Source organism: Pararhodobacter sp., from assembly GCF_036802785.1.
GTDB lineage: Bacteria > Pseudomonadota > Alphaproteobacteria > Rhodobacterales > Rhodobacteraceae > Pararhodobacter.
In genome coordinates this window covers 24,928-48,789 of record NZ_DAIRVN010000031.1, presented here as the reverse complement: position 1 = coordinate 48,789, position 23,862 = coordinate 24,928, and the positions used below count along the sequence as shown (strand labels likewise).

General features: G+C 66.6%; 22 protein-coding genes. 8 read left to right on the top strand and 14 right to left on the bottom strand.

What is annotated here, in order from left to right; genetic code table 11:
* Both V7Q53_RS12165 and V7Q53_RS12160 read left to right on the top strand, forming a co-directional pair.
* A partial coding sequence (locus V7Q53_RS12165; protein ID WP_333828825.1) for a cupin domain-containing protein occupies positions 1-494 on the top strand: 494 nt, incomplete at its 5' end.
* Between the two features lie 133 nt (positions 495-627).
* On the top strand, positions 628-1,125 hold the full coding sequence (locus V7Q53_RS12160) for a GNAT family N-acetyltransferase (RefSeq protein ID WP_333828824.1): 498 nt from the start codon (positions 628-630) through the stop codon (positions 1,123-1,125).
* Here V7Q53_RS12160 and V7Q53_RS12155 read toward each other — a convergent pair.
* The 11 genes from V7Q53_RS12155 to V7Q53_RS12105 all read right to left on the bottom strand — a co-directional run bounded on the left by V7Q53_RS12155 (position 1,107) and on the right by V7Q53_RS12105 (position 11,622).
* Complete coding sequence (locus V7Q53_RS12155) at positions 1,107-1,559, bottom strand: GNAT family N-acetyltransferase (protein WP_333828823.1); 453 nt, start codon at positions 1,557-1,559, stop codon at positions 1,107-1,109. The two genes, V7Q53_RS12160 and V7Q53_RS12155, sit on opposite strands and share 19 nt — an antisense overlap.
* A 27-nt stretch (positions 1,560-1,586) precedes the next feature.
* Positions 1,587-2,531, bottom strand: coding sequence for a LysR substrate-binding domain-containing protein (locus V7Q53_RS12150; protein WP_333828822.1), 945 nt, complete (start codon positions 2,529-2,531; stop codon positions 1,587-1,589).
* A gap of 173 nt (positions 2,532-2,704) precedes the next feature.
* On the bottom strand, positions 2,705-3,775 hold the full coding sequence (locus tag V7Q53_RS12145) for a hypothetical protein (RefSeq protein WP_333828821.1): 1,071 nt from the start codon (positions 3,773-3,775) through the stop codon (positions 2,705-2,707).
* 56 nt (positions 3,776-3,831) lie between these two features.
* Positions 3,832-4,743 (bottom strand): SRPBCC family protein, encoded by a 912-nt coding sequence (locus tag V7Q53_RS12140; protein ID WP_333828820.1) that lies wholly within the window; start codon positions 4,741-4,743, stop codon positions 3,832-3,834.
* A 13-nt stretch (positions 4,744-4,756) separates the two neighbouring features.
* Entirely contained in the window at positions 4,757-5,602 is an 846-nt protein-coding gene (locus tag V7Q53_RS12135; protein ID WP_333828819.1) for a phosphoenolpyruvate hydrolase family protein, read from the bottom strand.
* On the bottom strand, positions 5,599-6,801 hold the full coding sequence (locus V7Q53_RS12130) for a Tm-1-like ATP-binding domain-containing protein (RefSeq protein ID WP_333828818.1): 1,203 nt from the start codon (positions 6,799-6,801) through the stop codon (positions 5,599-5,601). Before V7Q53_RS12130 ends, V7Q53_RS12135 begins: the two co-directional genes overlap by 4 nt.
* Entirely contained in the window at positions 6,791-7,498 is a 708-nt protein-coding gene (locus tag V7Q53_RS12125) for an ABC transporter ATP-binding protein (protein ID WP_333828817.1), read from the bottom strand. The genes V7Q53_RS12130 and V7Q53_RS12125 overlap by 11 nt, the downstream gene beginning before the upstream one ends.
* On the bottom strand, positions 7,498-8,286 hold the full coding sequence (locus V7Q53_RS12120; RefSeq protein ID WP_333828816.1) for an ABC transporter ATP-binding protein: 789 nt from the start codon (positions 8,284-8,286) through the stop codon (positions 7,498-7,500). Before V7Q53_RS12120 ends, V7Q53_RS12125 begins: the two co-directional genes overlap by 1 nt.
* 60 nt (positions 8,287-8,346) lie before the next feature.
* Positions 8,347-9,609 (bottom strand): ABC transporter substrate-binding protein, encoded by a 1,263-nt coding sequence (locus V7Q53_RS12115; RefSeq protein WP_333828815.1) that lies wholly within the window; start codon positions 9,607-9,609, stop codon positions 8,347-8,349.
* A gap of 106 nt (positions 9,610-9,715) precedes the next feature.
* Entirely contained in the window at positions 9,716-10,735 is a 1,020-nt protein-coding gene (locus V7Q53_RS12110) for a branched-chain amino acid ABC transporter permease (protein WP_333828814.1), read from the bottom strand.
* Positions 10,732-11,622, bottom strand: a complete 891-nt coding sequence (locus V7Q53_RS12105; protein ID WP_333828813.1) for a branched-chain amino acid ABC transporter permease — start codon at positions 11,620-11,622, stop codon at positions 10,732-10,734. Before V7Q53_RS12105 ends, V7Q53_RS12110 begins: the two co-directional genes overlap by 4 nt.
* A 168-nt stretch (positions 11,623-11,790) precedes the next feature.
* On the opposite strand from V7Q53_RS12105, the gene V7Q53_RS12100 reads away from it, so the two are divergent.
* Positions 11,791-12,483 carry a phosphoenolpyruvate hydrolase family protein gene (locus V7Q53_RS12100; protein WP_333828812.1) on the top strand — a complete coding sequence of 231 codons (693 nt, stop codon included), beginning with the start codon at positions 11,791-11,793 and terminating at the stop codon, positions 12,481-12,483.
* A gap of 3 nt (positions 12,484-12,486) precedes the next feature.
* Here the strand turns inward: V7Q53_RS12100 and V7Q53_RS12095 are convergent, their stop codons facing one another.
* Together V7Q53_RS12095 and V7Q53_RS12090 are read right to left on the bottom strand one after the other, a co-directional pair.
* Complete coding sequence (locus V7Q53_RS12095) at positions 12,487-14,223, bottom strand: phosphoenolpyruvate hydrolase family protein (RefSeq protein ID WP_333828811.1); 1,737 nt, start codon at positions 14,221-14,223, stop codon at positions 12,487-12,489.
* Between the two features lie 143 nt (positions 14,224-14,366).
* Positions 14,367-15,731 carry an aminotransferase-like domain-containing protein gene (locus V7Q53_RS12090; RefSeq protein ID WP_333828810.1) on the bottom strand — a complete coding sequence of 455 codons (1,365 nt, stop codon included), beginning with the start codon at positions 15,729-15,731 and terminating at the stop codon, positions 14,367-14,369.
* Between the two features lie 124 nt (positions 15,732-15,855).
* On the opposite strand from V7Q53_RS12090, the gene V7Q53_RS12085 reads away from it, so the two are divergent.
* The 5 genes from V7Q53_RS12085 to rsgA all read left to right on the top strand — a co-directional run bounded on the left by V7Q53_RS12085 (position 15,856) and on the right by rsgA (position 21,222).
* Positions 15,856-17,160, top strand: coding sequence for a hydroxymethylglutaryl-CoA reductase, degradative (locus V7Q53_RS12085; protein ID WP_333828809.1), 1,305 nt, complete (start codon positions 15,856-15,858; stop codon positions 17,158-17,160).
* 31 nt (positions 17,161-17,191) lie between these two features.
* On the top strand, positions 17,192-18,232 hold the full coding sequence (dctP, locus tag V7Q53_RS12080; protein WP_333828808.1) for a TRAP transporter substrate-binding protein DctP: 1,041 nt from the start codon (positions 17,192-17,194) through the stop codon (positions 18,230-18,232).
* Between the two features lie 74 nt (positions 18,233-18,306).
* Positions 18,307-18,798 carry a TRAP transporter small permease subunit gene (locus tag V7Q53_RS12075; protein WP_333828807.1) on the top strand — a complete coding sequence of 164 codons (492 nt, stop codon included), beginning with the start codon at positions 18,307-18,309 and terminating at the stop codon, positions 18,796-18,798.
* The gene (locus V7Q53_RS12070; protein WP_333828806.1) at positions 18,795-20,120 is read left to right on the top strand and encodes a TRAP transporter large permease; all 1,326 of its coding nucleotides are present in this window, start codon (positions 18,795-18,797) and stop codon (positions 20,118-20,120) included. Before V7Q53_RS12075 ends, V7Q53_RS12070 begins: the two co-directional genes overlap by 4 nt.
* Positions 20,121-20,205: 85 nt before the next feature.
* Positions 20,206-21,222, top strand: a complete 1,017-nt coding sequence (rsgA, locus tag V7Q53_RS12065) for a ribosome small subunit-dependent GTPase A (protein ID WP_333828805.1) — start codon at positions 20,206-20,208, stop codon at positions 21,220-21,222.
* 118 nt (positions 21,223-21,340) lie between these two features.
* Here rsgA and V7Q53_RS12060 read toward each other — a convergent pair whose 3' ends face one another.
* Positions 21,341-23,836 (bottom strand): cation:proton antiporter, encoded by a 2,496-nt coding sequence (locus V7Q53_RS12060; RefSeq protein ID WP_333828804.1) that lies wholly within the window; start codon positions 23,834-23,836, stop codon positions 21,341-21,343.
* Positions 23,837-23,862 lie beyond the last annotated feature (26 nt).

Sequence of the window (23,862 nt, the reverse complement as noted above, 5' to 3'; positions counted from 1 at the left end):
CCCCCGTTCTGCGCCTTGATGATCTGGAGCTTTCCCCCCATTCCCACGGCACCGGGTTTGCCGGTGCCGTGGCCGCCATCGCCGGGCCGCTGGGCGCAAGGCACCTTGGTGCGCGCCTGCAGGAGGTTCCGCCCGGCAAGGCCGCATGGCCCTTTCACGCCCATTACGCCAATGACGAGCTTTTCGTGGTGCTCTCCGGCACCGGGGAGTTGCGCTTTGGCGATCAGCGCCATGCGATCGGCCCCGGTATGGTGGCGGTCTGCCCGGCGGGCGGGCCGGAAACGGCGCATCAGCTTATCGCCACCGGGGACGAGCCGCTGCGCTACCTCGCCATCAGTTCGATGCGCGAACCCGATGTGATGACCTATCCTGACAGCGGCAAGGTCAATGTGGTTGCCGGGGCCGCCCCCGGTGCCGACAAGGCGCAGCGCCGCTTCGGTGCCGTGTTCCGTGCCGGGGATGCGGTGGGCTACTGGGACGGCGAGGAGCGATGAGCGGCATCGGGTTCTGGTTCGGCTTCTCTTCAGCCAATGCCTTTTTCGCCGCGCCTTTCTTCTTTGTCGACGGAGAACCCTTCCGGGGCCGGGACCGCATGGCAATGACGGAAGACTGGGCACGGCAAGGCCCGTGGTAAGCGACAACACCCCCCGCCTGCGCCCGCTGCAGCGCGATGATGCCGCCCGGCTGGCCGGACTGGTGAGCGCCTATCGCGCCGCGCTGGGGCATGGCGCCGCCGGGGTGATGAGCGTACCCGCCGCGCAGGCGCTGATCGGCAGCGCTGGTGCCGGCACCCTGCTGCTGGGGGCGGAAACCCGCGCCGGGCTGGTCGGTTTCGCCCATGCCTTTGATCTGCCCGAGATCCTCTCCGGCAGGCGCGCCGGGCAGCTTGATGACCTGTTCGTCGCGCCCGAGGCCCGGGGTGCAGGCGTGGCGCGCGCGCTGATCATGGCGCTTGCCGGTATCGGCAGGGAACGGGGCTGGACGCATCTGCGCTGGCTGGTGCCGCAGGATCAGCCCTCTGCCCGGCGGCTTTATGAAAAGATCGCGGCACCGGCCCCGTGGGACAGTTTTGTGATTGATCTGGCCACTGGCCCTGAAGCGCCGCCTCAGGCCAGGCTGATCTGATAGCGCCGCACGGCAACAGGTTCGGCGATGCGCTCATAGACGGCCTGCGCCGTCAGGTTGCCGGTGTCGGTTTGCCATTCCAGCTTTGTCCAGCCGCCCGCCTGCCCCTCCTGCACCAGCCGTCTGATCAGGGCCTGCGCCAGCCCCCTTCCCCGCGCCGCCTGCGCCACCCAGAGGTCTTCCAGTATGCCGACCGGGCGCGGGCTGAAGGTATGCGCGCGCAGCACGACATGGGCCAGCCCGGCAGGCGCGTGGTCAAGCAGCATCAGCCAGCCGTGCAGGGGTTCATCCGGGGCAAGCAGTCGCTGCCAGAGGCCGGGAAGGGCGGCAAACGCGCTCTCACCTGCCCCGAAATGCAGCAGATTGTCGCGCCACAGCGCTTCCCATGCGGGCTGATCTGCCGCGCCCAGCTTGCGGATCGTGATTTCTGACATGGCACCCTTCCTGTTACGCATTCCCGGTCAGGGTGCGCCGTTTTCTGCCCGCGTCTCCTGCGCGGTTCCGGTCATCCAGCGACTGAGGTTGCGCACCCGGCGGTCGCGCGCCAGTGCCTCGGGATAGACCAGATAATACCCGCCGCCGGTCTGGGCGCGATGGCTGAAAAGCGGGGTCAGCCGCCCGGCCCCGACATCAAACGCCGCAATCTCGGCCCCGGCAAGGGCAACGCCTGCCCCGTCCATCGCGGCGCGCAGGGCCAGCCCGGCGGAATCGACCATCATCACCGCGGCCGGGCGCACCGGGCCGCCGGGCAGGGTGGCGTTCCAGCGCGCATAATTCTCGCGCCGGTGCTGCGACAGAAACAGCGTCATCCCCGCGATTGCCGCGCGCATCGCCTCGGGCGTGGGGCGCGCCAGCGCGGGGGCGGCGAACAGGCCCACGGTTTCGGTAAACAAGAGATCGGCGCGCAGCCCTTCCCATTGGCCCTGCCCGTGGCGCACGGCGGTATCGGCAGCCCCCGCCGAAAGATCCACCGCCACCTGCGAGGTTGAGATCAGCAGATCGAACCCCGCCTTTTCAAACGGATAGCGGGTGAGGCGGGGGGAGAACCAATGCGCGGCGAAGGTGGGCAGCAGCGACAGGCGCAGGGGGCCGCTGCTGCGCTCCTGCATCAGGGCGGCGACGGCGCCATGGATGCGCGCGAAGCCTGCGGCCAGTTCGGGCGCCAGCCGTGCCCCGGCCTCGGTCAGGGTCAGCGCCGTGCCGGTGCGGCGAATCAGGACCAGCCCCAGCGCCTCTTCCAGCGCGCGCAACTGGTGACTGACCGCCGAAGGGGTGACGCCCAGTTCATGCGCCGCCGCCTTGACCGACAGATGCCGCCCCGTCGCCTCGAAGGCGCGCAGGGCGTTGAGGGGCACGTGGCGCACATGGGGCACATGGGGCCGGAAGAGGGGGGTTTTGCTGTTCATCGCGCCTGTCCTGGCCGGACTATCCTCCAATCCGCCGGCGAGCACGAGCGGTGATTTTTCAGCGGGGGCTGAGAATCGCTCAGTCAGCGGGGCGGGGGTAGCCGCTTGCTGGCGCAGGATAACCCGGGCGGGCGGGCGCAAGGCAAGGGTGGAAACGGTGCGTCAGACCCGTTTCAGACGGCGGCGCGCCACATCCTGAACCGCCCCTGCCCTGTCACCTCGCGGATCAGGCCCTGCCCCTCCATCCATGTCAGGTTGCGCTGGACGGCGGCGCGGCTGGCGCCGGTCAGCCCTTCGGCCATGGGTGCGGACAGAAGCGGCCAGTCGGCCAGTGCCGCGCGCAGAAGGGCGGGTGTGCGCCCGGAAAGCGGGGCCATGACGGTTTGCGCCCGCGCCGTCCATTCCTCGATCTGGTCCAGATGGCGCATCGCGGTCAGAAGCGCGCTTTCCATCCCCTCAAGCCAGCGCGCCAGCCGCACCGCAGGCGTGCCCGAGGCGCGCAGCCCCCCTGCCCCGCCCATCGCCAGCGGCGTAAAAACGGCCCCGCGCCCCTCGCTGGCGGCAACCCGCGCGGCGGTCACCGCCGCTTCCAGCCGGTCGCCCTGCTGGCCCAGCCCGGCCAGCGCCCAAAGGTGAAAGCCCATACAGGCGCGGGTGACCGGGTGCAGCGCGCGGGCCGACAGCATCAGCGCCTGCCAGCTTTCGGCGCGGTCGGTCAGCCGGTCGGCGAGGGGGTCGGCATGCGGGCTGCCCGCCTCTTCGCCCGGGTCATGGCGGCCCAGAAAGTCCTGCAAGCCCGCTTCCGGCCCCGGCCCCCCGGTCAGCCGCCGCACCGCCCAGCCCATCCGCGCCAGCGCGCCTGCATCATCCTGCACGCCCGAAAGCCGCAGCGCGACCCAGAGCGCAAGGCGTTCCGCGCCGATCCGGTCGCCGGAAAACCAGCTCAGTTCCGCCGCTTCGGTCAGGGCCAGCCGGTGGCGCCAGCCCTCGGGGCCGCGCGCCAGCCGGTCATCCAGCGCCCCCAGCCGCCCGGCAAGCCGCGCAAGCCGTGCCGCCACCCCTGCCTCGGCGCGCGCCCATTCGTCCAGAATGGCGGCTTCGGGGGTTTCGGCCCTTGGCCCGGGGGGCAGCGGGTGGTGTTCAGGCTCCTCCCCGGAGGGGCCGGGCAGAAACCACAGATCTTCCTCCGCGCTGTCGCCCGGTGCCGGATCATCCCCGAAAGGGTCAGAATACGCGTTGTTCATATGCGCAAAATACGCGGATTATGCGAACAGGCAAGGCACAACGCATCAGACGCCGGTCAGGAAAGCTGCCTGTCCAGGGTATCGAATGCCTTCTGAAACACATTCTCATGCACATTCGGGATCAGTTCCAGATCATCCCCGGGCGCGGCGACCCAGTCGGCGGTCCAGACGGCAAAGGTGTGGCCCGTGTCGGTCAGCGGATAAAGCTGTGCCCCGGCGTGGTAGTTCATCCACGGCATCGGGCTTTTGAGAATGCGGTAGCGGAAGGCGTGGTCGCGGTCTGACAGAAAGGTCAGTTGTTCATGCAACTGCCCCTCGCCAAAGATGAAATCGCGCACGCCAGATACCTTGTCAGCGCGCACCCCGCCGATCATCTCCATCTGCGGGATGTCTTCGTGCCAGTGTTTCATCCCGGCGAAATCGCGCATCTTTTCCCAGACAGAAGCCACCGGCGCATGGATGACGCTGGAGGTAAACACCTTGGCCGGGCGCAGCCCCTGCCAGCGCTGCGCATCGGCGGGCTGGGCCCCGTGCTTTGCCACATGAGCGGCCAGCGCCTTCAACCCGCCCGCAAACACCGTTTTCGAGATGAGGGCGGCGTATTTACCCTTATCCCCCGCGCCCTCATCGAACGAGGCCTGCCAGCGCACGAAGGTCTTGTTGCCATTGGTGACGGGGATCAGTTCCAGCACCGCAAGGTAGTTTTCCACCGGAAAGGCCGGGGTCTCAAAGTTATAGGCCATGTGGTAGCGGCTGTCGTCCAGCGCCAGCAGGCGTTCGCGCACAAAGGTGCCGTCTGCCAGCGTGAAGGCGCGGATGCAGCCCACGCTGTCTGAATCGCGCCCGTCCTCGATGGTGCTTTGCGTGACACCCGGGTTCCAGACCGGCATGCCGTTGAAATCGCGCAGCACGGCCCATACGGTTTCAACGGGCGCGTCGATGATGGTGGTGGCAAGGGCCTGAGCCATGGTCATGCTCCTGTCAGAACGTGAGCGCCTTGAAGGCGCGGGTGGTATTGGCGAGCGCGGTTTCCGTCGGCAGCCGCTCCATCGAGCTGGCGCCGTAGAAGCCGTGGCACAGATGGGTCTGGCGCAGGATATATTCGGCATCCTCAGGGGTGGCGATGGGGCCGCCGTGGCAGATCACCAGAACATCGGGGCGCACTTTGCGCGCGGCTTCGGCCCACAGATCAATGTCGCGCACGCAATCATCGAGCGAGCGCACGGTTTCCGCCCCGATCGCCCCGCCCGAGGTCAGGCCCATATGCATCACCAGAATATCGGCCCCGGCCAGCGCCATTTCATGCGCCTCATCGGCGCTGAACACATAGGGCGTGGTCAGCAGATCGCGCTCACGGGCCATGCGGATCATGTCGATCTCAAGCGCATAGCTCATCCCGGTTTCTTCAAGGTTCTGGCGGAAGGTGCCGTCGATCAACCCCACGGTGGGAAAATTCTGCACCCCGGCAAAGCCCATCGCCTTGAGCCTGTCCAGATGCGGGCCCATCAGCAGGAAAGGGTCGGTGCCGTTCACACCCGCCAGAACCGGCGTGTGGCGCACCACCGGCAGCACCTCGCGCGCCATGTCCAGCACGATCTCGTTGGCATTGCCATAGGCCAGCAGCCCGGCGAGCGAGCCGCGCCCGGCCATGCGGTAACGGCCCGAGTTATAGATCACGATCAGGTCGATCCCGCCCGCCTCTTCGCTTTTTGCCGAAAGGCCGGTGCCCGCACCGCCGCCGATGATGGGAATGCGGCTTTCGGCCATGGCGCGGAATTTCGCCATCAGCGTGGCTCGGTCGCGGTGGCTTTGGGGTGATTGGGTCATGCGGTCATCCTGCGGATTTCGGCGGCCATGGCATCGGCAAAGGCCGGGTCGTTGATTGCGTGGGGCAGTTCGGTCAGGCGGCGGGTGTCGGTTGCGCGGAAGGTTTCGCGGATGGCGGTGAACAGGGCTTCATCGGCCTGCGGGTCATGAAAGGGCATGCCCGGCACATCGACCGCCGACACACCGCCCAGCGGCAGAAACAGCGACACCGGGCCGTGGCACAGGTTCAGCTTTTCCGCGATGAAATGGCCGATGGCGGTGTTTTCCTCAGGCGTGGTGCGCATCAGGGTGATCTGCGGGTTGTGGATCAGAAACTGACGCCCCTCGAATTTCGCGGGCACCGTGTCACGCGCGCCGAAATTGACCATATCCACCGCGCCGACCGACCCCACCCATGGCAAGCCGGTGCGCGCGGGTGCGCCGTAGCGGTCAGGGGTGCAGGGCATGACGCCGCCCACCAGATAATCGGCCACTTCGGTGGCGGTGACATCCAGCAGGGCGGCGACCAGCCCGGAATCGGCCAGCTTCTCCATCGCCGCGCCGCCGGTGCCGGTGGCGTGAAAGACATAAGCCTCGAACACACCGTCAAGCTGCGCGCGCAGGCGGGTGACGCAGTCGGTGGTGACGCCGAACATGGTGATGCCAAGGCCCGGCAGATCGCGCTCTCCCTCGGGCACCGGGTTCAGCGCCATTGCGGCGGCGGCATGGGCAGCGTTGCCGATCACCTTGCGGCTGATTGCGTTCAGCCCGGCAACATCGGTCACCGAATAGACCATCCCCAGATCACTGGCCCCCACATAGGGCGCGACCTGCCCGGAGGCGACGGTAGAGACCATCAGCTTGGGCACCCCCACCGGCAGCGCCCGCATTGCCTGTGTGACCAGCGCAGTATTGCCCGAACCGCCCAGCCCCAGCACCGCGCCGATATCGGGCTGCGCCAGCAGCCAATGGGTCAGCGCTTCGGCCATGGCGGCGACGGCGTGGCCCCGGTCGGTGCCGCCCATCACCGCGCCCGCGCCTTCGGGGTGGTGGGCGGCAACCTCGGCCGCCGTGACATCCGGCGCCTTGCCCGGCGCTGATGTGCCCACATCGACCAGCACCGCGCGGCCCCCCACGGCGCGGATGCGCGCGCAGGCATAGGTCAGCTCCTCCTCCTTGGTGTCGCAGGTTCCGATGACATAGACCGGCCTAATGCCCATGGCTTACCCCCAGATAACGGTTCTGCATGTCGCGGTCGGCGGCCAGATCGGCGCTGGCGACGGTGGCGGCAATCCGGCCCGTGACCATGATCGCCACCTGATCGGACACGGCGGTGGCGACGCGCAGATTCTGCTCGATCAGCAACAGGCCCATCCCCTCGGCGGTGATGGCGCGCAAGACCTCGATCAGGTGATCGACAATCACCGGCGCCAGCCCCTCGGATGGTTCATCCATGATCACCAGCTTCGGGTTCATCAACAGCGCGCGCGAGATGGCCAGCATCTGCTGCTCGCCGCCTGAAAGCTGGTCACCGCCGTTGCGCCGCCGCTCTGCCAGACGGGGGAAGGTTTCATAGACGCGCTCGATGGTCCAGGCGGGGCTGCCCTTTTGCGCCACCAGCAACAGATGCTCATGCACCGAGAGCGAGGGAAACATCCGCCTCCCCTGCGGCACCAGCGCCATGCCCTTGCGCGCGATCCGCCCGGTGCCAAGGCCCAGCACCTCGGCCTGATCCAGCTTTACGCTGCCGGTGGCCGGAACCATGCCCATCAGCGCCGAGCACATCGTGGTCTTGCCCATGCCGTTACGGCCCACCACCGACAGCGGCTGCCCGGTGACCGACAGATCAACGCCCTGAAGGATGGTCGCCCGCCCGAACCGGGCCTGAAGATCGCGGATTTCAAGGTGCCCGGCCATCAATGCCCCTCCCCCAGATAGATCGCCCGGACCATGGGGTCATCGGTGATGCGGTCGGGCGTGTTTTCTGCCACGATGCGGCCATCCTTCATCACCGTCACCATATCGGCATTGGACAGCGCGACATCCATGTCATGCTCAATCAGCACCAGCGTCAGGGTGCGCGGCAATGAGCGGATCAGCGCGATCAGTTCGGGGCGCTCTGCCGCCGAGAGGCCCGCAGCGGGTTCATCCAGCATCAGCAGTTTAGGCTCCCCGGCCAGCGCCATGCCGATTTCGACCTGTCGGCGCTGGCCGTGGGAAATGGCGTCTATCCGCGTCTCCAGCAGCGCGCTGACCCGCACACGTCCGGCCAGTGCCACCGCGCGGGCGACATCGGCATCGCCCTTGCCCGCCTTGAGCAGCGAAAAGCGGCCGGGCCGGGCGGCGCGCACCGCGAGATAGAGGTTTTCAAGCACCGTCAGCCCGTTGAACAGGATGGAGCTTTGATAGGTGCGGCCAATCCCCAGCCGGGAACGCTGGTGGGGTTTGAGCCGTGAGATATCCTGCCCGAAATACTGGATCGTGCCCGAGGTGGGCGGGTAGTCGCCGCAGATGGTGTTGAAAAGCGTGGTCTTGCCTGCGCCGTTGGGGCCCAGAATGGCGCGGCGCTCGCCGGTGCGGATGCACAGCGTCACGTCACTGACCGCCGCCAGCGCGCCAAAGCGGCGGCCCACGCCGGTGAGCACCAGCGCATCGGCGGTGTGGGCCGCAGTTTCAGGCCCGGTTTCAGGCAACACAGAATTCATGGTCATCTTCCGTCGAGGGAGGGCCTGCCCCGGAAGCGCCCGGGGCAGGCAGGACCGGCCTTAGCGTGCCGGGGGGCAATCAGGGTTGTCGCGCGAGGGGGAACCGAGCGCGAGAAACTCCTCGGTCGGCATGCCCATCGTCTGGCTGACCCCTTCAGTGCGCCCGAAAGCCTGCGTGCGCATGGTGCCGTTGTCGTTGACGATGCGCGTCAGGTAGATGTCGGAAATCGCCTGACGGTTGTCATCCAGCCGGACACTGGCACCCATCGGGTTGGTGAATTCGACATTGCGCAGCGCTTCCTGAAAGGCGGCCTGATTGTCGGAGAGATCACCGCCCACCTCTTCCAGCGCCTGAAGCACTGCGATGGTGTTGGTGTAGTAGTTGAACGCATGGATCGAGGGGGAATCAAAGCCATCGGGCCAGCGCTCGCGGTAGGTGGCGACGAATTCCAGCCATTGCGGGTCATCGTTGAGATCGGCAATCGGCCCGGCGGCAACCATACCCTCCATCAGCCGCTGGTGCGGGCCGCGCGCTGAAAGCAGCGTCTGGTCCGCCGTGATGGAGCCACCGATGATCGGCAGATCGCCACCCACCTCGGCATATTGCGTCAGGAAGGCCAGCGCATCGGTGCCGCCCTGAATCAGCAGAACCGCATCGGCGTCATCCGGGATCTGGGCGATGATCGATGAGAAGTCTGTGGTATTCAGCGGCGACCACAGCTTGGTCACGGCCCCGCCCAACTCGCAGTATTCATGCATGAAGCCGAAGACCTGCGCATAGGGGAAGGCATAATCCGCCGCCACCAGCGCCACGTGATGCGCGCCCATGTCGTTATAGGCATGGGTGCCCAGCCCGGCCATCCACTGCGTGCCCTCGGTGTTGAAGCGGAAGAAGTTTGGCGAGGGGTCGCGCAGGGTGGTATCGGCGGCCCCGGACGAGCCGTTGACGATGGTGCGCCCGGTCAGCGTGCGCGAATAGTCGCGCAGCGCAATCCCCTCGGCACCCGAAAGCGGGCCGATGATGATATGCACATCGTCCTGCTCGATCAGTTTGCGGGCGCGGGCCAGTGCCACATCCGGCGTGGCATCAGACGACTCCCGCGTCCATTCGATGGTGTGGCCGCCGACGGTGTAATCAATCGCCTCGAATGCCATTTCCATGGCGCGGTAGGCATCCTGCCCGCCGGTGGCAAACGGCCCCTCCAGCGTGGTGATGGAGCCGATGCGGATGACATCCTGCGCCTGCGCGGGCGACAGCGCAAAGAACGCGGCTGCGGTGCCCATGGCCCAGGCGGTTGCGGTTTTGTAACGGTGTGTTTTCATGGTCTCTTCCCTGTTGGGCCAGCGCTCCTCCACGCTGGCGGTGGTAGTGTCGACCCTTTTCGCGTGACAGGCGGTCAGGTCGCGGTTCCGCCACTCCGGCACGGGGTCAGTGTTCCCCGGCCGCATTCTCTGCTGTGCCGGTATTCTTTGCTGTGGCGCGCCTGCGTCCGCGCGTCAGCCGTTGCCCCATGCCCCAGACCCCGTCCGGCGAGAGCAGAACGATGGTCAGAAACACCAGCCCGATCAGTGTGTTGAAGCGGTCATGGCCGATGATGGTTGAGGCGAAGGTGTCCATCACCGCGTAGATCAGCGCGCCCAGGAACGCGCCCAGCGGGTGCCCCAGCCCGCCGATCACTGCCATGACCAGCACCGCCACCGTGGGCCACAACCCGATGGAGCTGGGCGTGATGCCGATGTTGTAAAACGTGATCAGCACCCCGCCCCACCCGGCGATGAACCCCGCCAGCGCAAAGGCCGCGATCCGGTGCAAGGCCACGTTGAAGCCGATCGCCGCAGTCCGCCGCGCCGAATCGCGGATTGCCTGCAGGGCCAGCCCGAAGGGGGTGCGCACGACATAGAGCACCAGCAGATACATCAGCACGGCCATGATCAGCGCGACATAGTAGAACACGATATGCGTGCGGAACGGCATGCCGAACACTTCCGGCCCGACGATATTGCGGATCCCCTCATAGCCGCGGAACCACTGGGTGTTGGACTGCGCGAAAAGGCTGAAACCCACGGCCAGCGCCAGCGTGATCATCAGCAGGTAAATCTCACGCGTGTTGACCGCGATCAGCCCCACCAGCGCCCCCGCCAGCGTGGCGGCCAGCACGGCCAGCGGAATGGCAAAGCCATAGGGCATGGCAAGCGGCCCCAGCGGGATGGCCGTGGGCGCCATCATCGCCACCGAATAGCCCGCAACCCCGGCCAGCATGGTCTGCGCGAGCGAGATGAACCCGCCATAATGCGCCAGAAAGGTCAGCGACAGCGCGACAATCCCGTAAACCATCGCCCGGCCCAGAATGTTTGCCAGCCAGAAATTGGGCAGGAACAGCGGCAGCATCGCCAGCGCCAGCACCCCCGCGCCGGTCAGCAGCCACTGGCGGTTGGTCATCATGATCATGCCATTTTCCTTCCCATCAGGCCCTGCGGGCGCACGGCCAGCACGGCAGCCATGATCACGAAGGTCAGGATCACCGAATAGGTGGGGAACAGCACCTGCCCCCATTGCTCGGCCAGACCGATCAGGATGGCACCCAGCGCCGTGCCGCCGATGGAGCCCATGCCGCCCACGATCACCACCACCAGCGAGATCAGCAGAAACCGCGCATCGACCCCCAGCGCCATCGGCTGCGCTGTGGCTCCGATCACGCCGCCCAGCCCCGCCAGCCCCGCGCCAAGCGCGAAGACGGTTGCGGCGACCAGCGGCACATTGATGCCGCAGGCGGCCAGCATCTGCCGGTCATCGACGCCCGCGCGCACCATGATCCCCAGCCGCGTCTTGTTGAGCAGCAGCCACAGCCCCACACCCACCGCAATCGCCAGCCCCACCTGAAACAGCCGGAACACCGGGTAGCGCCCGATCCCCGGCACAATCACCGGGCCGAACAGCATGTCAGGCGCAAAGAACTGGAACGGGCTGCCGCCGAAGTTGGCCAGAAGCTGATCGGCAAGGATGATCGACAGGCCGATGGTGACCAGCGCCTGCCGCAGCTCCTGCCCCTGCATCCAGCCAAGCAGCGCCACCTGCATCACCACACCCAGCAGCGCGACCGAGGTGATGCCGGCCAGAATGGCGATCAGCCATGCATAATCCGCCCAGGATGAGCTGTAGAGCGGGTCAAACACCGCAAAGCCGACATAGGCGCCCACCATGTAAAGCGCGCCATGCGCCATGTTGACTGTGCGCATCAGCCCGAAGATCAGCGAAAAGCCACTGGCGACGATGAAGTATAGCGCGGCCAGCGTCAGCCCGTTGAGGGTGACGGTCAGTATGAACTGGAGCGACAAGCGTTCCTCCCTTGGCCTCGCCGCGCGCTGTTGGTCTTCCTCCCGCGCGGCGAATGCCGGTATTGTCGTCGTGATGGTCTAAGCATTGCAGCCGGAATGCCCTCGCGCCACTGGCTATTGCGGGGGATTTTGGGTAAAATCGGGTAATCGCGCTGCAAGGTTCCGCTCATGCCCGTATTGCCTGACCTGCTCATCCTTGATGCCGTCCGCCCTGCCGCCGTGCAGGGCGAATCGTTGCCTGAGCGAATGGCGGAAAGGGTGCCGCAATGCGTTCTGGCGCCGTGGCTGGCGGGGCTGCCGGTGCCGGGGCGTGACCTGCTGGCGCTGTTGCCGGTGCTGGATGTGAACGCCCGCGCCTTCGCCGCCCTGCGCGCGCTGCCCCAGGATGCCGGGCAGAACGCGATTGCCGCGCTTTTCTGTGCCGATCCGTTCCTGCGGGTGCGTGACGCCGTGCAGATATTGCGGGCGGCGGGTATCAGCCGGGTGACGAATTTCCCCACCATTCAGATCATTGACGGCGCGGCGGCCCACGGCTTTGAAAGCGCCGGGCTGGGGATGCGGCGCGAGGCCGAGATACTGGGTGAATTTGTCCGTGCGGGGTTTGCGGTCACGGGCTTTGCCGGTTCGGCGGAAAGCGGGGCGCTGCTGGCGCGGCAGGGCGTGGGCGCGCTGGTGCTGCATCCCGGCCCGGCCATGGCTGACTGGCGGATGCGCACGGCGGCGGCGCGCGACGCGGCGCAGGCGCTGCGCTCGTTGCGGCATCTGACCGATCTGCCGGTGCGGCTGATGGTGCCCGATGGCTATGGCACCGAGCTGGACGGCGCGATGGCGCTGGCCGATGGCGCCCTGCGCTATGGATAGGCGCTATTCCAGCAGCCCGGCGCGGCGCATCTTGTTGTAAAGCGTCTTGCGCGCGATGCCCAGGAAGGCCGCCGTATCGCCGCGCCGGAAGCGGTTGCGGCGCAGCGCGTCCAGCAGCCAGTCGCGCTCGGTCATTGCCTGCGGGGTGTCGCTGTCAGCGGCGGCAGGCCCGGCTGCCCCAATCGCGGCAGACAGCGCGGCGGAGCTGATCACCGTGCCCTCGGCATTCACCGCCGCCCGCTCGATCACCGCGCGCAGCTCAGGGATATTGCCGGGCCAGGCCTGCGCCAGCAGCAGCCGGTAGCCATCGGCCGAGATCTGACGGTGCCGGGCGCGCCCGGCATCGAGCAGCGACAGGATATGCCGCGCGATGGCCGGAATATCCTCTGGCCGGTCGCGCAGGGGGGCGATGTCGATGCGCCCCGGCTCCAGCCGCCGGGCAAGCGCCGGGTCCAGCGCGGTGCCACCACTGCCGGGCGGTTGCTTGATCAGGACCAGCCGCGCGATATCGGCGGGCTGGGTGCCGGCGGGCGGGTGTCCGGCCTGTTCCAGCCAGTCCGCCAGCCGCCGCTGCACGGCGGGCGGCAGCGCATCGGCTCCCTCAATCACCACGGTTGCCCCCAGCCGCGCCAGCATCGCCCGCCGCGTGGGGCCGGAACCAAAGAGCACGGCCTCGGCATCTGTGCCCGCATCCGGTGCGCGCAGGGTCAGGAGCGGCCCGGGGCGCTCAGCCAGCGCATGCAGCGCGCGCGCCAGCGTGCCCCGCCCCAGCCCCGCCGCCCCGCTGATCAGAACCGGCAGGCCGGTGCGCGCCAGCCGCAGTGCCTGATCGAGCACCGAGAGCACGAATTCCGACTGCCCGACAATCCCGGTGATCCGCGCCGCGCGCGACAGTTCGCGCGACTGCGCGCTGTCGGACTGCTTGAGCAGACCGAACGCCTTGAAGGCCGAGGTCCGCTCGGTCACCGAATGCTCAAGCGGCACGCGGTCAAGGGTGGAGCCGCCGACATAGCCATCGGCGCGCGCCTCGTCGCAGACGCGGAACATGTCATCGGGGCTGATGATCGGCCCGCCCTCGACAAAGCACAGCGTTTCAGGCGCGCGGGCGCGGACGGCGGCAAAGACCCGGCGCGCGCGGTCGGCTGCCTCGGATATGGTGAAGCTTTGCGCCACCGACAGCACGCCCCCGGCGTTCCAGCCAAAGTTGAGGCAGATCATGCCGACCCCGGCCTCCATCAGCTGCGCCACCTCGCTGCGGGTCTTGGCGTAGCCAAAGGTCATCAGCCCCGCCTGCCGCGCCAGCGCCAGCATCCGCGCCTCACGCTCAAAGCCGATACCCGCCTCTTCCAGCAACTGGCGGAAGCGGGCGTCGAAATGGATGGCGGAGGGGAAATTGGCCATGCCGTGATAACCCCCATCAAGGGTCTGCGCGACCAGCCGCTCAGGGCTCATCCCCGGATCAAAGCACGACGCGCCGAAAAGCACCGGCACCGACACCCGGTCAAGAATTTCGCGCCGCGCAAAGCCATCGGTGAAGCTGTTGGCATCGCCGATCGGCAGAAGGGCCGCGACCGAGGGCGCGCCCATTACCCGGTAGCGCCCGGCATTCAGCGCCAGCAGAAAATCGGCACCGCCCCGCACCGCCGCCTCGGCGGTCATGCCGATGCCGATGGCCCCGCCCACCAGAAGCGTCCCGGCGCCCGGCTGGCGCTGCAGGAGGGTCTTTGCTGCCTGCGTCATGGATATCCTGCCTGCTTTCGCCCGGGGCCAGAATACCACAGCTTTTGTGCCGTGTTGCAAGGGGTGCGCAGTGATATCATGCGCGGCCTTCTGCCCCTGACCCCTGAAACCCGCAGGATGCCCGCCCCCCGGCGCAGGCCCCCTCAGCACAGCGCGCTGCGCAACAGTCGGGTGAAGCGCGGATGGTTCGCCCGTGCCACGTTGATGCGGATACCGGGCCGGTGGCTGGCGGGATCGACCGAAAAGAACGTGCCGGGCGCCAGGAATATCCCCTCGCCCGCCGCCCGTTGCGCGAAGGCCAGATCATCCATACCCTCGGGCAGCAGCAGATAGGTGTAATACCCCTGCGCCGGTGTCGTATGCGTGCGCAGCCCCAGCCCGCGCAGGGTTGCGGCAAGAGTATCAGCGGCATCGGCAGTCAGCCGCGCGATCCGGTTGAGATGTTTCTGGTAGCGGCGGCTGCGGATGATATCGGCGATCATCAGCTCGGAAAACCGCGAGCTGTTGACCGAGGTGATCATCTTCAGCTCCGCCAGATCAGCGGCGATTTCCGGCGCGGCAGCGATATAGCCTGAGCGGAAACTGGCCGAGAGCATCTTTGAAAAGGTGCCCACAAAGATCACGTTGCGGAACTGGTCCAGCGAGGCAAGGCGCACCCCCTCCACCCCCGGCAGGTCGATGAACGGGTCATCATCCACCACCCGGCACCCGGCCTTTTCGGTCAGCCGCAGGATGCCATGCGCGGTGGGCAGGTCAAGCGAGCTGCCGGTGGGGTTCTGGGCCAGCGACTGGGTGAAGAACATCTTGGGCGCCTCACGCGCCAGTTTCGCCTCAAGATCCTCCAGATCAGGCCCCGCCGGCCCGCGCCGCACACCGACAAAGCGCACCTGTGCCAGTTTCAGCTTGGCGAACAGCGGGTAATAGCCCGGATCATCGACCAGCACGCAATCGCCCTGCCGCAGGTAGCGCCGCACAATCAGGTCCAGCGCGTGATTGCCGCCAAAGGTTGTGACGATCTGTTCGGCGGGCAGCTCAATGCCCTGCGTGCGGTGCCGGGCCGAGATCAGTTCCCGGATGGAGGTGTTGCCCTTGGGCACCCCGTAGCCCGAACTGTCGGCGATGGCATCAGCCGAGGCCGCGAACAGGCGGCGCGGCACCGTCGCCGTCATCCAGCTTCCGGGCGGGCGGCCATCGCCGACGCGCACGTCATAATTCTGATCAAGCTGCGCGCGCAGCAGCGAGATGTGATCGACGGCCTCGACCAGATGGCGCGGCGTCTCTTCCTGCCGGTGGGGGCGCGGGGCCTCGGTCACGAAGAAGCCCGCGCCGCGCCGCGACGTCAGCAACCCCATCGCCACCAGCCGCTCATAGGCCTCAACCACGGTATTGCGCGAAACGCCATGATCCTCCGCCGCGCGGCGGATGGAGGGGACGGCGCCGCCGGGGGCCAGTGCGCCCTGCCCGATCTGGCGGCGCAGGGTATCGACGATCCATTCTGCCTTGGTCATGGCGCTGCTTTTCCTGATCGCTGTACCCATGAACCATAGGGTACAGTTCCGGTATTATTTTGCCAACTGTACCTTTCATTCCCTCCGCTGTCAGCTATCCGTTTGCATAAGCTGGAGGAGCGGAATGTCGCATAATACCAATACCCAAGCCGGGCGCATCACGTCCCGCATCGAAAACCTGCGCAGCATGGAACCCGCCGCGCGGCTGGATGCTGTTGCCAAAGCGGCCGGGCTGGATAACGCGGCAAAGGCCGCGCTTGGGGCTGAACCCGCGCTGCCCATGACCATCGCCAATGGCATGATTGAAAACGTCATCGGAAAATTCGAGCTGCCGCTGGCGGTGGCCAGCAATTTCACCGTCAACGGGCGCGATTATCTGGTGCCCATGGCGGTGGAGGAACCCTCGATCGTGGCGGCGGCATCCTACATGGCGAGGATCGCGCGTGGCTGCGGCGGTTTTGTCACCTCGTCCACCACGCCGGTAATGCGCGCGCAGATCCAGCTTCTGGGCATCGCCGACCCGCATGCGGCACGCCACCGGCTGCTTTCGGCGACTGGTGAGCTGATCGCGATGGCGAACCAGCGCGACAAGGTGCTGATCGGGCTGGGCGGCGGCTGCAAGGATATCGAGGTTCATGTCTTTGAAACCTCGCCCGTCGGCCCGATGGTGGTGCTGCACCTGCTGGTTGATGTGCGCGATGCGATGGGGGCGAATACCGTCAACTCCATGGCCGAAACCATCGCCCCGCGCGCCGCTGAAATCGCCGGGGGGCATGTGCGGTTGCGCATCCTCTCCAACCTTGCCGACCGCAGGCTGGTGCGCGCCCGTGTCAGCCTGACGCCCGAGGCGCTGACCACCGACACCCTGAGCGGGGCAGCGGTGATCGAGGGGATGCTGGAGGCCTGCGCGCTGGCGCTGATTGACCCCTACCGCGCGGCGACCCATAACAAGGGCATCATGAACGGGATTGACCCGGTGGTGGTGGCTACCGGCAACGACTGGCGCGCGATCGAGGCGGGGGCGCATGCCTATGCCGCGCGCGACGGCCGCTATACCTCGCTGACCCAGTGGGAACGCGGCGCGGATGGCCGGTTGCACGGAACGATCGAGATGCCCATGGCGCTGGGGCTGGTCGGCGGCGCCACCAAAACCCACCCCGCCGCACAGGCCGCCCTGAAGCTGATGGGCGTGACCTCGGCGCAGGAGCTGGCCGAGGTGACGGTGGCAGTGGGGCTGGCGCAGAACATGGCCGCGCTGCGGGCGCTCGCCACCGAGGGGATACAGAAGGGGCATATGGCACTGCACGCCCGCAACATCGCCATTCTGGCGGGCGCGACGGGCGCGCAGATTGATGCCGTGGCCAAGGCGCTTGCGGCCTCAGGCAATGTGAGCGTGGACAATGCGCGGGAACTGCTTGACGGCAGCTGACCCGCAACCGGACTTCAAGGGAGGAGAGAAGATGACGATTTCCAACAGACGGACATTCATCCGCAGTGCGGGGGCGGCCATGCTGGCGGCACCGGCGGTTGTGGCGGCAAGCAGCGTGCGCGCGCAGGGCGTGACCCAGTGGCGGATGCAGGCGCTGTGGGACGGTGGCACCACCCCCATGGCCTATGAGGAGCGTTTCTGCGCACGGGTTGAGCAGCTTTCAGGCGGCACCCTGCAGATCCGCCCCTTCTCGGGCGGGCAGATCGTGCCTGCGGCGCAGTCGTTTGACGCGGTGCGCGGCGGTGCGTTCGAGATGATGAAAACCTTTGACGGCTACACCGCCGGGCGCATTGCGGCGCACGGCTTTTCCTCGACCGTGCCGTTCGGCTTTCCGCAGGGTGACCAGTTCGAATCGTGGTTCTATTACCGCGGCGGGCTGGAGATGGCGCAGCGCAGCTATGCGCCCGCCGGGCTGACCTATATCGCCCCCACCACCTATGGTGAGGAGCCGATTCACTCGCGCGTCGAAATCCGCCGCATCGCCGATCTGTCGGGGCTGAAGGGCCGCTTCGTGGGGCTGGCGGCCGCCGTGATGGCCGATTTCGGTGTGGCCGTATCGCCGCTGCCGACGGGTGAGGTGTATTCCGCGCTGGATCGCGGGCTGATCGACATTGCCGACCGTGGCGATGCCCGCGCCAATTTCGAGGAAGGCATTCAGGAGGTTGCGCCCTATCTGCTGCTGCCCGGCGTGCACCAGCCCAGCACCGCGACTTCCTATGTTGCCAATACCGCCGCCTATGACCGGCTGGATGAGCAGCAGCGCGTGGCGCTGGAAGTGGCGGCGCGCGAAATTTCGGTGTCGCTGCGGCAGGATCTGATCGCGGCGGATGGCGAATACCTTGGCAAATTCGCCGAGGCCGGGGTGGAGATCATCCGCTTTGATCCTGAGGATGTCATCGAGGGCCGTCAGCGCGCGGTTGACTCATGGGCGCGGGCGGCGGGCGATGATGCCCTTGCCGTCGAGATGATGGAAAGCCAGAAGGACATGATGCGCGAACTTGGCCTGCTTTAGGCCGCTGCGCATGATCCTGTAAAATGGCCGGCCGGGTTACCCGGCCGGCCCTGCTTTCGCAAGGGAGACAGCGCATGCTGGGCTTTGCACAGGCCGTCACCGGCCTGAACCGTCGGCTTTTCTCGCTCACGCGCTGGCTGGTGTTCGTCATCGCCGGGCTGATGCTGTTCGAGGTGGTCTCACGCTACAGCTTCCGGCTGCCCAGCTCATGGGCGCCCGAACTGGCGACCATGCTGTTCGGCCCCTTCTTCCTGTTCGGCGGGCCCTACCTGCTGCATCTGGGCGGGCATGTCGCCGTGGATATCATATCCGAGCGCGCGAAGGGCCGCCTGCACCGGGTGCTGGCCTGTGTTGCGGCGCTGCTGGCGCTGGTCTTTGGCGCGATCCTGCTGTGGTTCAGCCTGCCGCTGGCGCTGCAATCCTACAATTACGGCGAGACCACCTATTCCGCATGGAACCCGCCGGTCTGGCCGGTCAAGGCGATTTTGCCGGTGGCCGCGCTGCTGCTGATGCTACAGGCGCTTGCCGAACTGGTCTTTGCCCTTCTGGCCCCGGAGACGGAATGATGGAATCCTCTTTCGTCCTTATCGGCATGTTTGCCTCGCTGGTGCTGCTGATGCTGACCGGGGCGGGGCTGGCCTTTGTGCTGGGCGCCATCGCCTTTCTGTCAACCATCGCGCTCTGGGGGCCGCAGGCGCTGATCGTCACGGTGCTGAACACCTACCAGACCATGATGTCCGAGTCGCTGATGGCAATTCCGCTTTATGTGCTGATGGCCGCGATCCTTCAGAAATCGGCGATCATCGACGATCTGTATATGGCGATGGAGAAGTGGTTTGGCGGGCTCAACGGCGGGCTGGCCATCGGCACCGTGGTGATCTGCACCATCATGGCCGCAATGACCGGCGTTGTCGGTGCGGCGGTGGCGGCGATGGGCATTCTGGCGCTGCCGGCGATGCTGCGGCGTGGCTATAACGCGCCGCTGGCGCTTGGCACCATCTGCGCCGGGGGCACGCTGGGCATTCTGATCCCGCCCTCGGTCATCACCATTGTGTTTGCGATCACCGCACAGATCTCCATCGGGCAGATGTTCATTGCGGGCATCATGCCGGGGCTGATTCTGGCCGGGTCTTACTGCGCCTATATCTGGATCCGCACCCGGCTGAACCCTTCGCTGGCCCCCCTGCCCGAGGCCGGGTCAACCCCGCCGCTGCGCGAGCGCATCATCGCGTTGCGCACGCTGATCCTGCCGGTTTTCGTGATCATGAGCGTGCTGGGCACTATCTATATGGGCCTCGCCACGCCGACCGAGGCTGCCGCCGTGGGCGTGCTGGGTGCGGTTCTGTCGGCGCTTGTCTCTGGCCGTTTCCGCATCACGATTCTGGGCGATGCGGCCATGGACACCTTGCGCGTCACCGCGATGATCCTGTGGATCACGATTGGTGCAAAGGCCTTCATCTCGGTCTTCGTGGCGACGGGCGGGGCGGATTCGGTGCTGGATTTCGTGCGCGGCATCGAGGCATCGCGCTGGGTGGTGCTGGGCGTGATGATGGCCATTCTGATCCTGCTGGGGCTGTTTCTGGATGAGATCGGCATCATCCTGCTGTGTGTGCCGGTCTTCATGCCGATTGTGCGGATCCTTGGTTTTGACCCGCTCTGGTTTGGCGTGCTGTTCATGGTCACCGCGCAGATGGCCTATATCACGCCGCCCTTTGGCTATACGCTGTTCTACCTCAAGGGCGTGTTGCCCAAGGGCATCGGCATCGGCCAGGTGTATCGCGGGGTGATGCCGTTCTTTGCCATTCAGGTGCTTGTGCTGATCCTGTTCGTGGCCTTTCCCGGGATTGTCACCTGGCTGCCGGAACTGGCGATGGCCCGGCAGCGCTGAGCGCGGATAAAGCGGTGTGCGCCGGGAAAGGCTTGCATTTGCCGCAGGCCAGCGCCATGCAGTGAGGGTGAAACAGGCGCCCGAAATGACCTCTCCCTTGCTTGCCGGCCTTGGCTGGTCTCTGTTCTTTGCGGAACAGCTTGAACCCGGCGACACCGGCCATGTGCCGGTGCGCATCGCCTCTGTCCACCGCTCGCGGCTGATGGCGGAAACGGGCAGCGGGCAGATACGGCTGCGCCTGCCGCATCAGGTGAACACCACCGATTTCGCGGTGGGGGACTGGGTGCTGACGGAGCCGGAAACCGACACGCTGGTGCGCAGGCTTGAGCGAAAGATGCTGCTGCGCCGCCGGACCGAGGGCAGCCACAGCCCGCAACTGATCGCCGCGAACGTGGATACGCTGTTCATCGTCACCTCGTGCAACGATGATTTCAACCCCGCGCGGCTGGAGCGGTATCTGGCCCTTGCGAACGAGGCCGGGGCGGACCCGGTGATCGTTCTTACCAAGGCCGATCAGGTGGAAGATGCCGCGCCCTTCGTTGCGCAGGCCGCCGCTTTGCAGCGTGACCTTGCGGTGGTTGTGCTCAATGCCACCGCGCCCGATGCCGCGGTGACGCTGGCGCCGTGGTGCGGGCCGGGGCAGACGGTGGCGCTGGTGGGTTCGTCCGGGGTGGGGAAATCGACGCTGCTGAACACGCTGGCGGACAAGGCGCCCGCAGATGCGCAGGCCACCGGCGATATCCGCGCGAGTGACGCCAAGGGGAGGCATACCACCACCGCGCGCTCGCTCCATGCGATCAAGGGCGGCGGCTGGGTGATTGACACGCCGGGGATGCGCACGCTGCATGTCAGCGATGTGGCCGCCGGGCTGGACATGCTGTTTGCCGAGATCACCGAACTGGCCCCGAACTGCCGGTTCCGCGATTGCACCCATGCGCATGAGCCGGGCTGCGCGGTTCAGGCCGCCGTCGCTGCGGGGACATTGTCTGCCGAGCGGCTGGAACGCTGGCGCAAGCTGGATGAAGAGAACCGCGCGAACACCCCGGTTCAGACCGGGCCGCGCGGCAACAAATCCGAGGCACCGAGGGGTCGGCGGCGTTAGAGCGGGTCGCATTCACGCGCGCCCTCTGACCCCCTGATAACGCAGGTTCGGAAAGCAGAAAACCGGCCCCCACCTTTCTGCAACGTGCTCTAAATCCATTGTCAGGCGTCCTGAGGGGTCATTCCGGCAGCGTGGTCAGATCGGCGCCGCGCTGGCGCGCGCTTTCGCGCACGGCGGCGCGCAGCACCTCGTTACGCGCCAGAAGCCGCCGGAAAAGCGCCTCATCCAACACCAGCAGCGTGGAGTGGCTGATGGCCGTGACCTGTGTGCGGCGCATCTGGCGGGTGAGCAGGGCAAGCTGGCCGAACATCTCGCCCCGGCCCAGCTTGTGGCGGTGGCCTGCGGTTTCCACCTCGACCGCGCCGGAGGCAATGAAACAGACCTCGCGCGGGATGTCGCCCTTGCGCATCAGCACCTCGCCGGGGTGGACGTAGCGCGCCTTCAGGGCCCTTGCCAGCGGGCGGCGCGCCTCTTCATCCATATTGGCGAAAAGAGGGAACTGGCGCACCAGCTCGGATTTCTGAACCGCCAGATCCAGCGGCGGGCGCAGCTCAGCGCGTTTGCGCTTGCCGCCCAGCTCCTGCTTCAGGGTTGTGTAAAGCTCCCGCCCGATCAGGCCGTCTTCATACAGCACTTCATATTCGCGCTCTTCCAGACGCAACGAGGTGCGGCGGATGAAGCGGCGTTCGATTTCCTCGGCATAGCCGGGATATTGCAGGCGCAGGCCGTCGATGGCCGATTGCGTTTCCTCCTCGCGCCGTCTGAGCAGTTCATGCAGCAGATCGGCGACGCGGCGACCATGAATGCGGCGGATCTTGGTGTCGATATAGCCGTGCAGGTCGCGCAGCTGAAGGCGCTGGTTCAGCAATATCTCGAACCTGTCCGCCGTCAGCCGTGACAGAAGCCGCGACAGGCGCATGCGGTTGTGCAGAAGCACCGCAAGCTGATACCAGCGCCCGCGCGCAAGGCTCATCCGCCCCGCCGCGCGGTATTCATCGCGCCCGCCGGTCCGGGTGCGTTCGATCAGGCGGTCGGCGTCAGAGAGCATCTGTTCGGCCAGCCGCGCCGAAATCAGTTGTTCGCGGAAGGAATCAAGGATCATGTCGCGTTCGCGCCCGGCCAGCGCGACAAGGCCCAGCGTGATTCTGTCACGGTCTGGTATTTCGTCGGCGGCTTCGGCTTTTCCCATCGCGCCGTCCAGCCGTTCGGCAAAGCGCTTCGCCTCAGAGCGGACGATTTCGCGCGTCAGCTCGTGGCGCTTCGTGGTATCCGCCACCTCTTCGCGCACGTTCTGAAGGGCGACGGCGATCACCTGATTGGACAGCGCGCGGTCCAGCCGGGTCAGCTTGTCCAGCCCCAGAAGCGAGATCACCCAGCGCAGCGTTGTCCCCTGCACCAGAAGCGTGAACAGCGTGAAGCCGGTGGCAAGGATACCGACCTCGCGCTTGATGTCGATGGGCACGCGCAAATTCTCGGTCACCGCGAGGGCAAGCGCCAGCGTGACGGCACCGCGCAGCCCGCCCCACAGGATGGCCACGCGGTAAGGGCGGTCCACCCGGGGGGAAAGGCCAAGCGCGGTCAGCAGTGGCAGCACACCATAGAGCATGACAAGCCGCGCGGCGGTGGCGGCGGCGACCACCACGCCGATCAGCGCCACGTCACGCCACTGGATATCGGCCAGCAGCCGCGGCACCAGCAGGGCTGCCAGCAGAAAGATCAGTGCGCCGGCCCAATGCGCCAGAACATCCCAGACCTCACGCAGGTTGGACCAGTTCCCCGGCGACAGGCGGCCCGGCCCCAGATAGTTCAGCGTCATGCCCGCCATCACCACAGCAATGACGCCTGAGACGCCCAGCAACTGATCCGCCACAAGATAGGTGACATACGGCAGCGCCACGCTGAGCGATATCTGCGCCAAGGGAAAGCGCCCCAGCCATGCGAACAGCGACAGGCAGATCCGGGCCAGCACCCAGCCGGTACCAAGCCCGCCGAAAATCAGCACCGGAAAGCCCACCAGCGCATCGCGCAGCGTGGGGTTGGGCACACCGAGCATGACATAGGTCAGGAAAAAGCCGAAAAGCGCGATGGCGGCGGCGTCGTTGAGCAGGCTTTCGCCCTCGACAATGCGGGTCAGCCGCTGCGGGGCGGCGATGTTGCGGAAGATCGACACCACCGCCGACGGGTCTGTGGTGGCCACAATCGCCCCCAGCATGAGGCAGGCGACCAGCGGCAGAGTGGTAAAGGGCGTCAGCGCAAAGCCGATGACGAAGGTTGCCACCACCACCGCCAGCACGGCCATCACCAGAATCGGCACCCAGTCATCCGCCATGCGCCGCAGGTTCAGGCCCAGTGACACCTGAAACAGGAGCGTCGGCAGCAGCACATAGAGGAAGACATTGGCGCGGATGCTGATTTCAAAGTTTTCGATGGTCAGCGGCAGGCCGAACACGCCGCTGCCATGCTCAGCCAGATAGATGGCGGCGCTGCCGATCAGCCCGCCGATGATGGCCAGAACCACGGTGTAGGGCAGCCGCGTGCGGTCGGCCAGAGGCTCGCTCAGGGAAATGACGATGAACAGCGCGGCAACAATGCCGACAAGGGTAATGACATCCATGACATGGCCAATGACCGCGAAAGCGG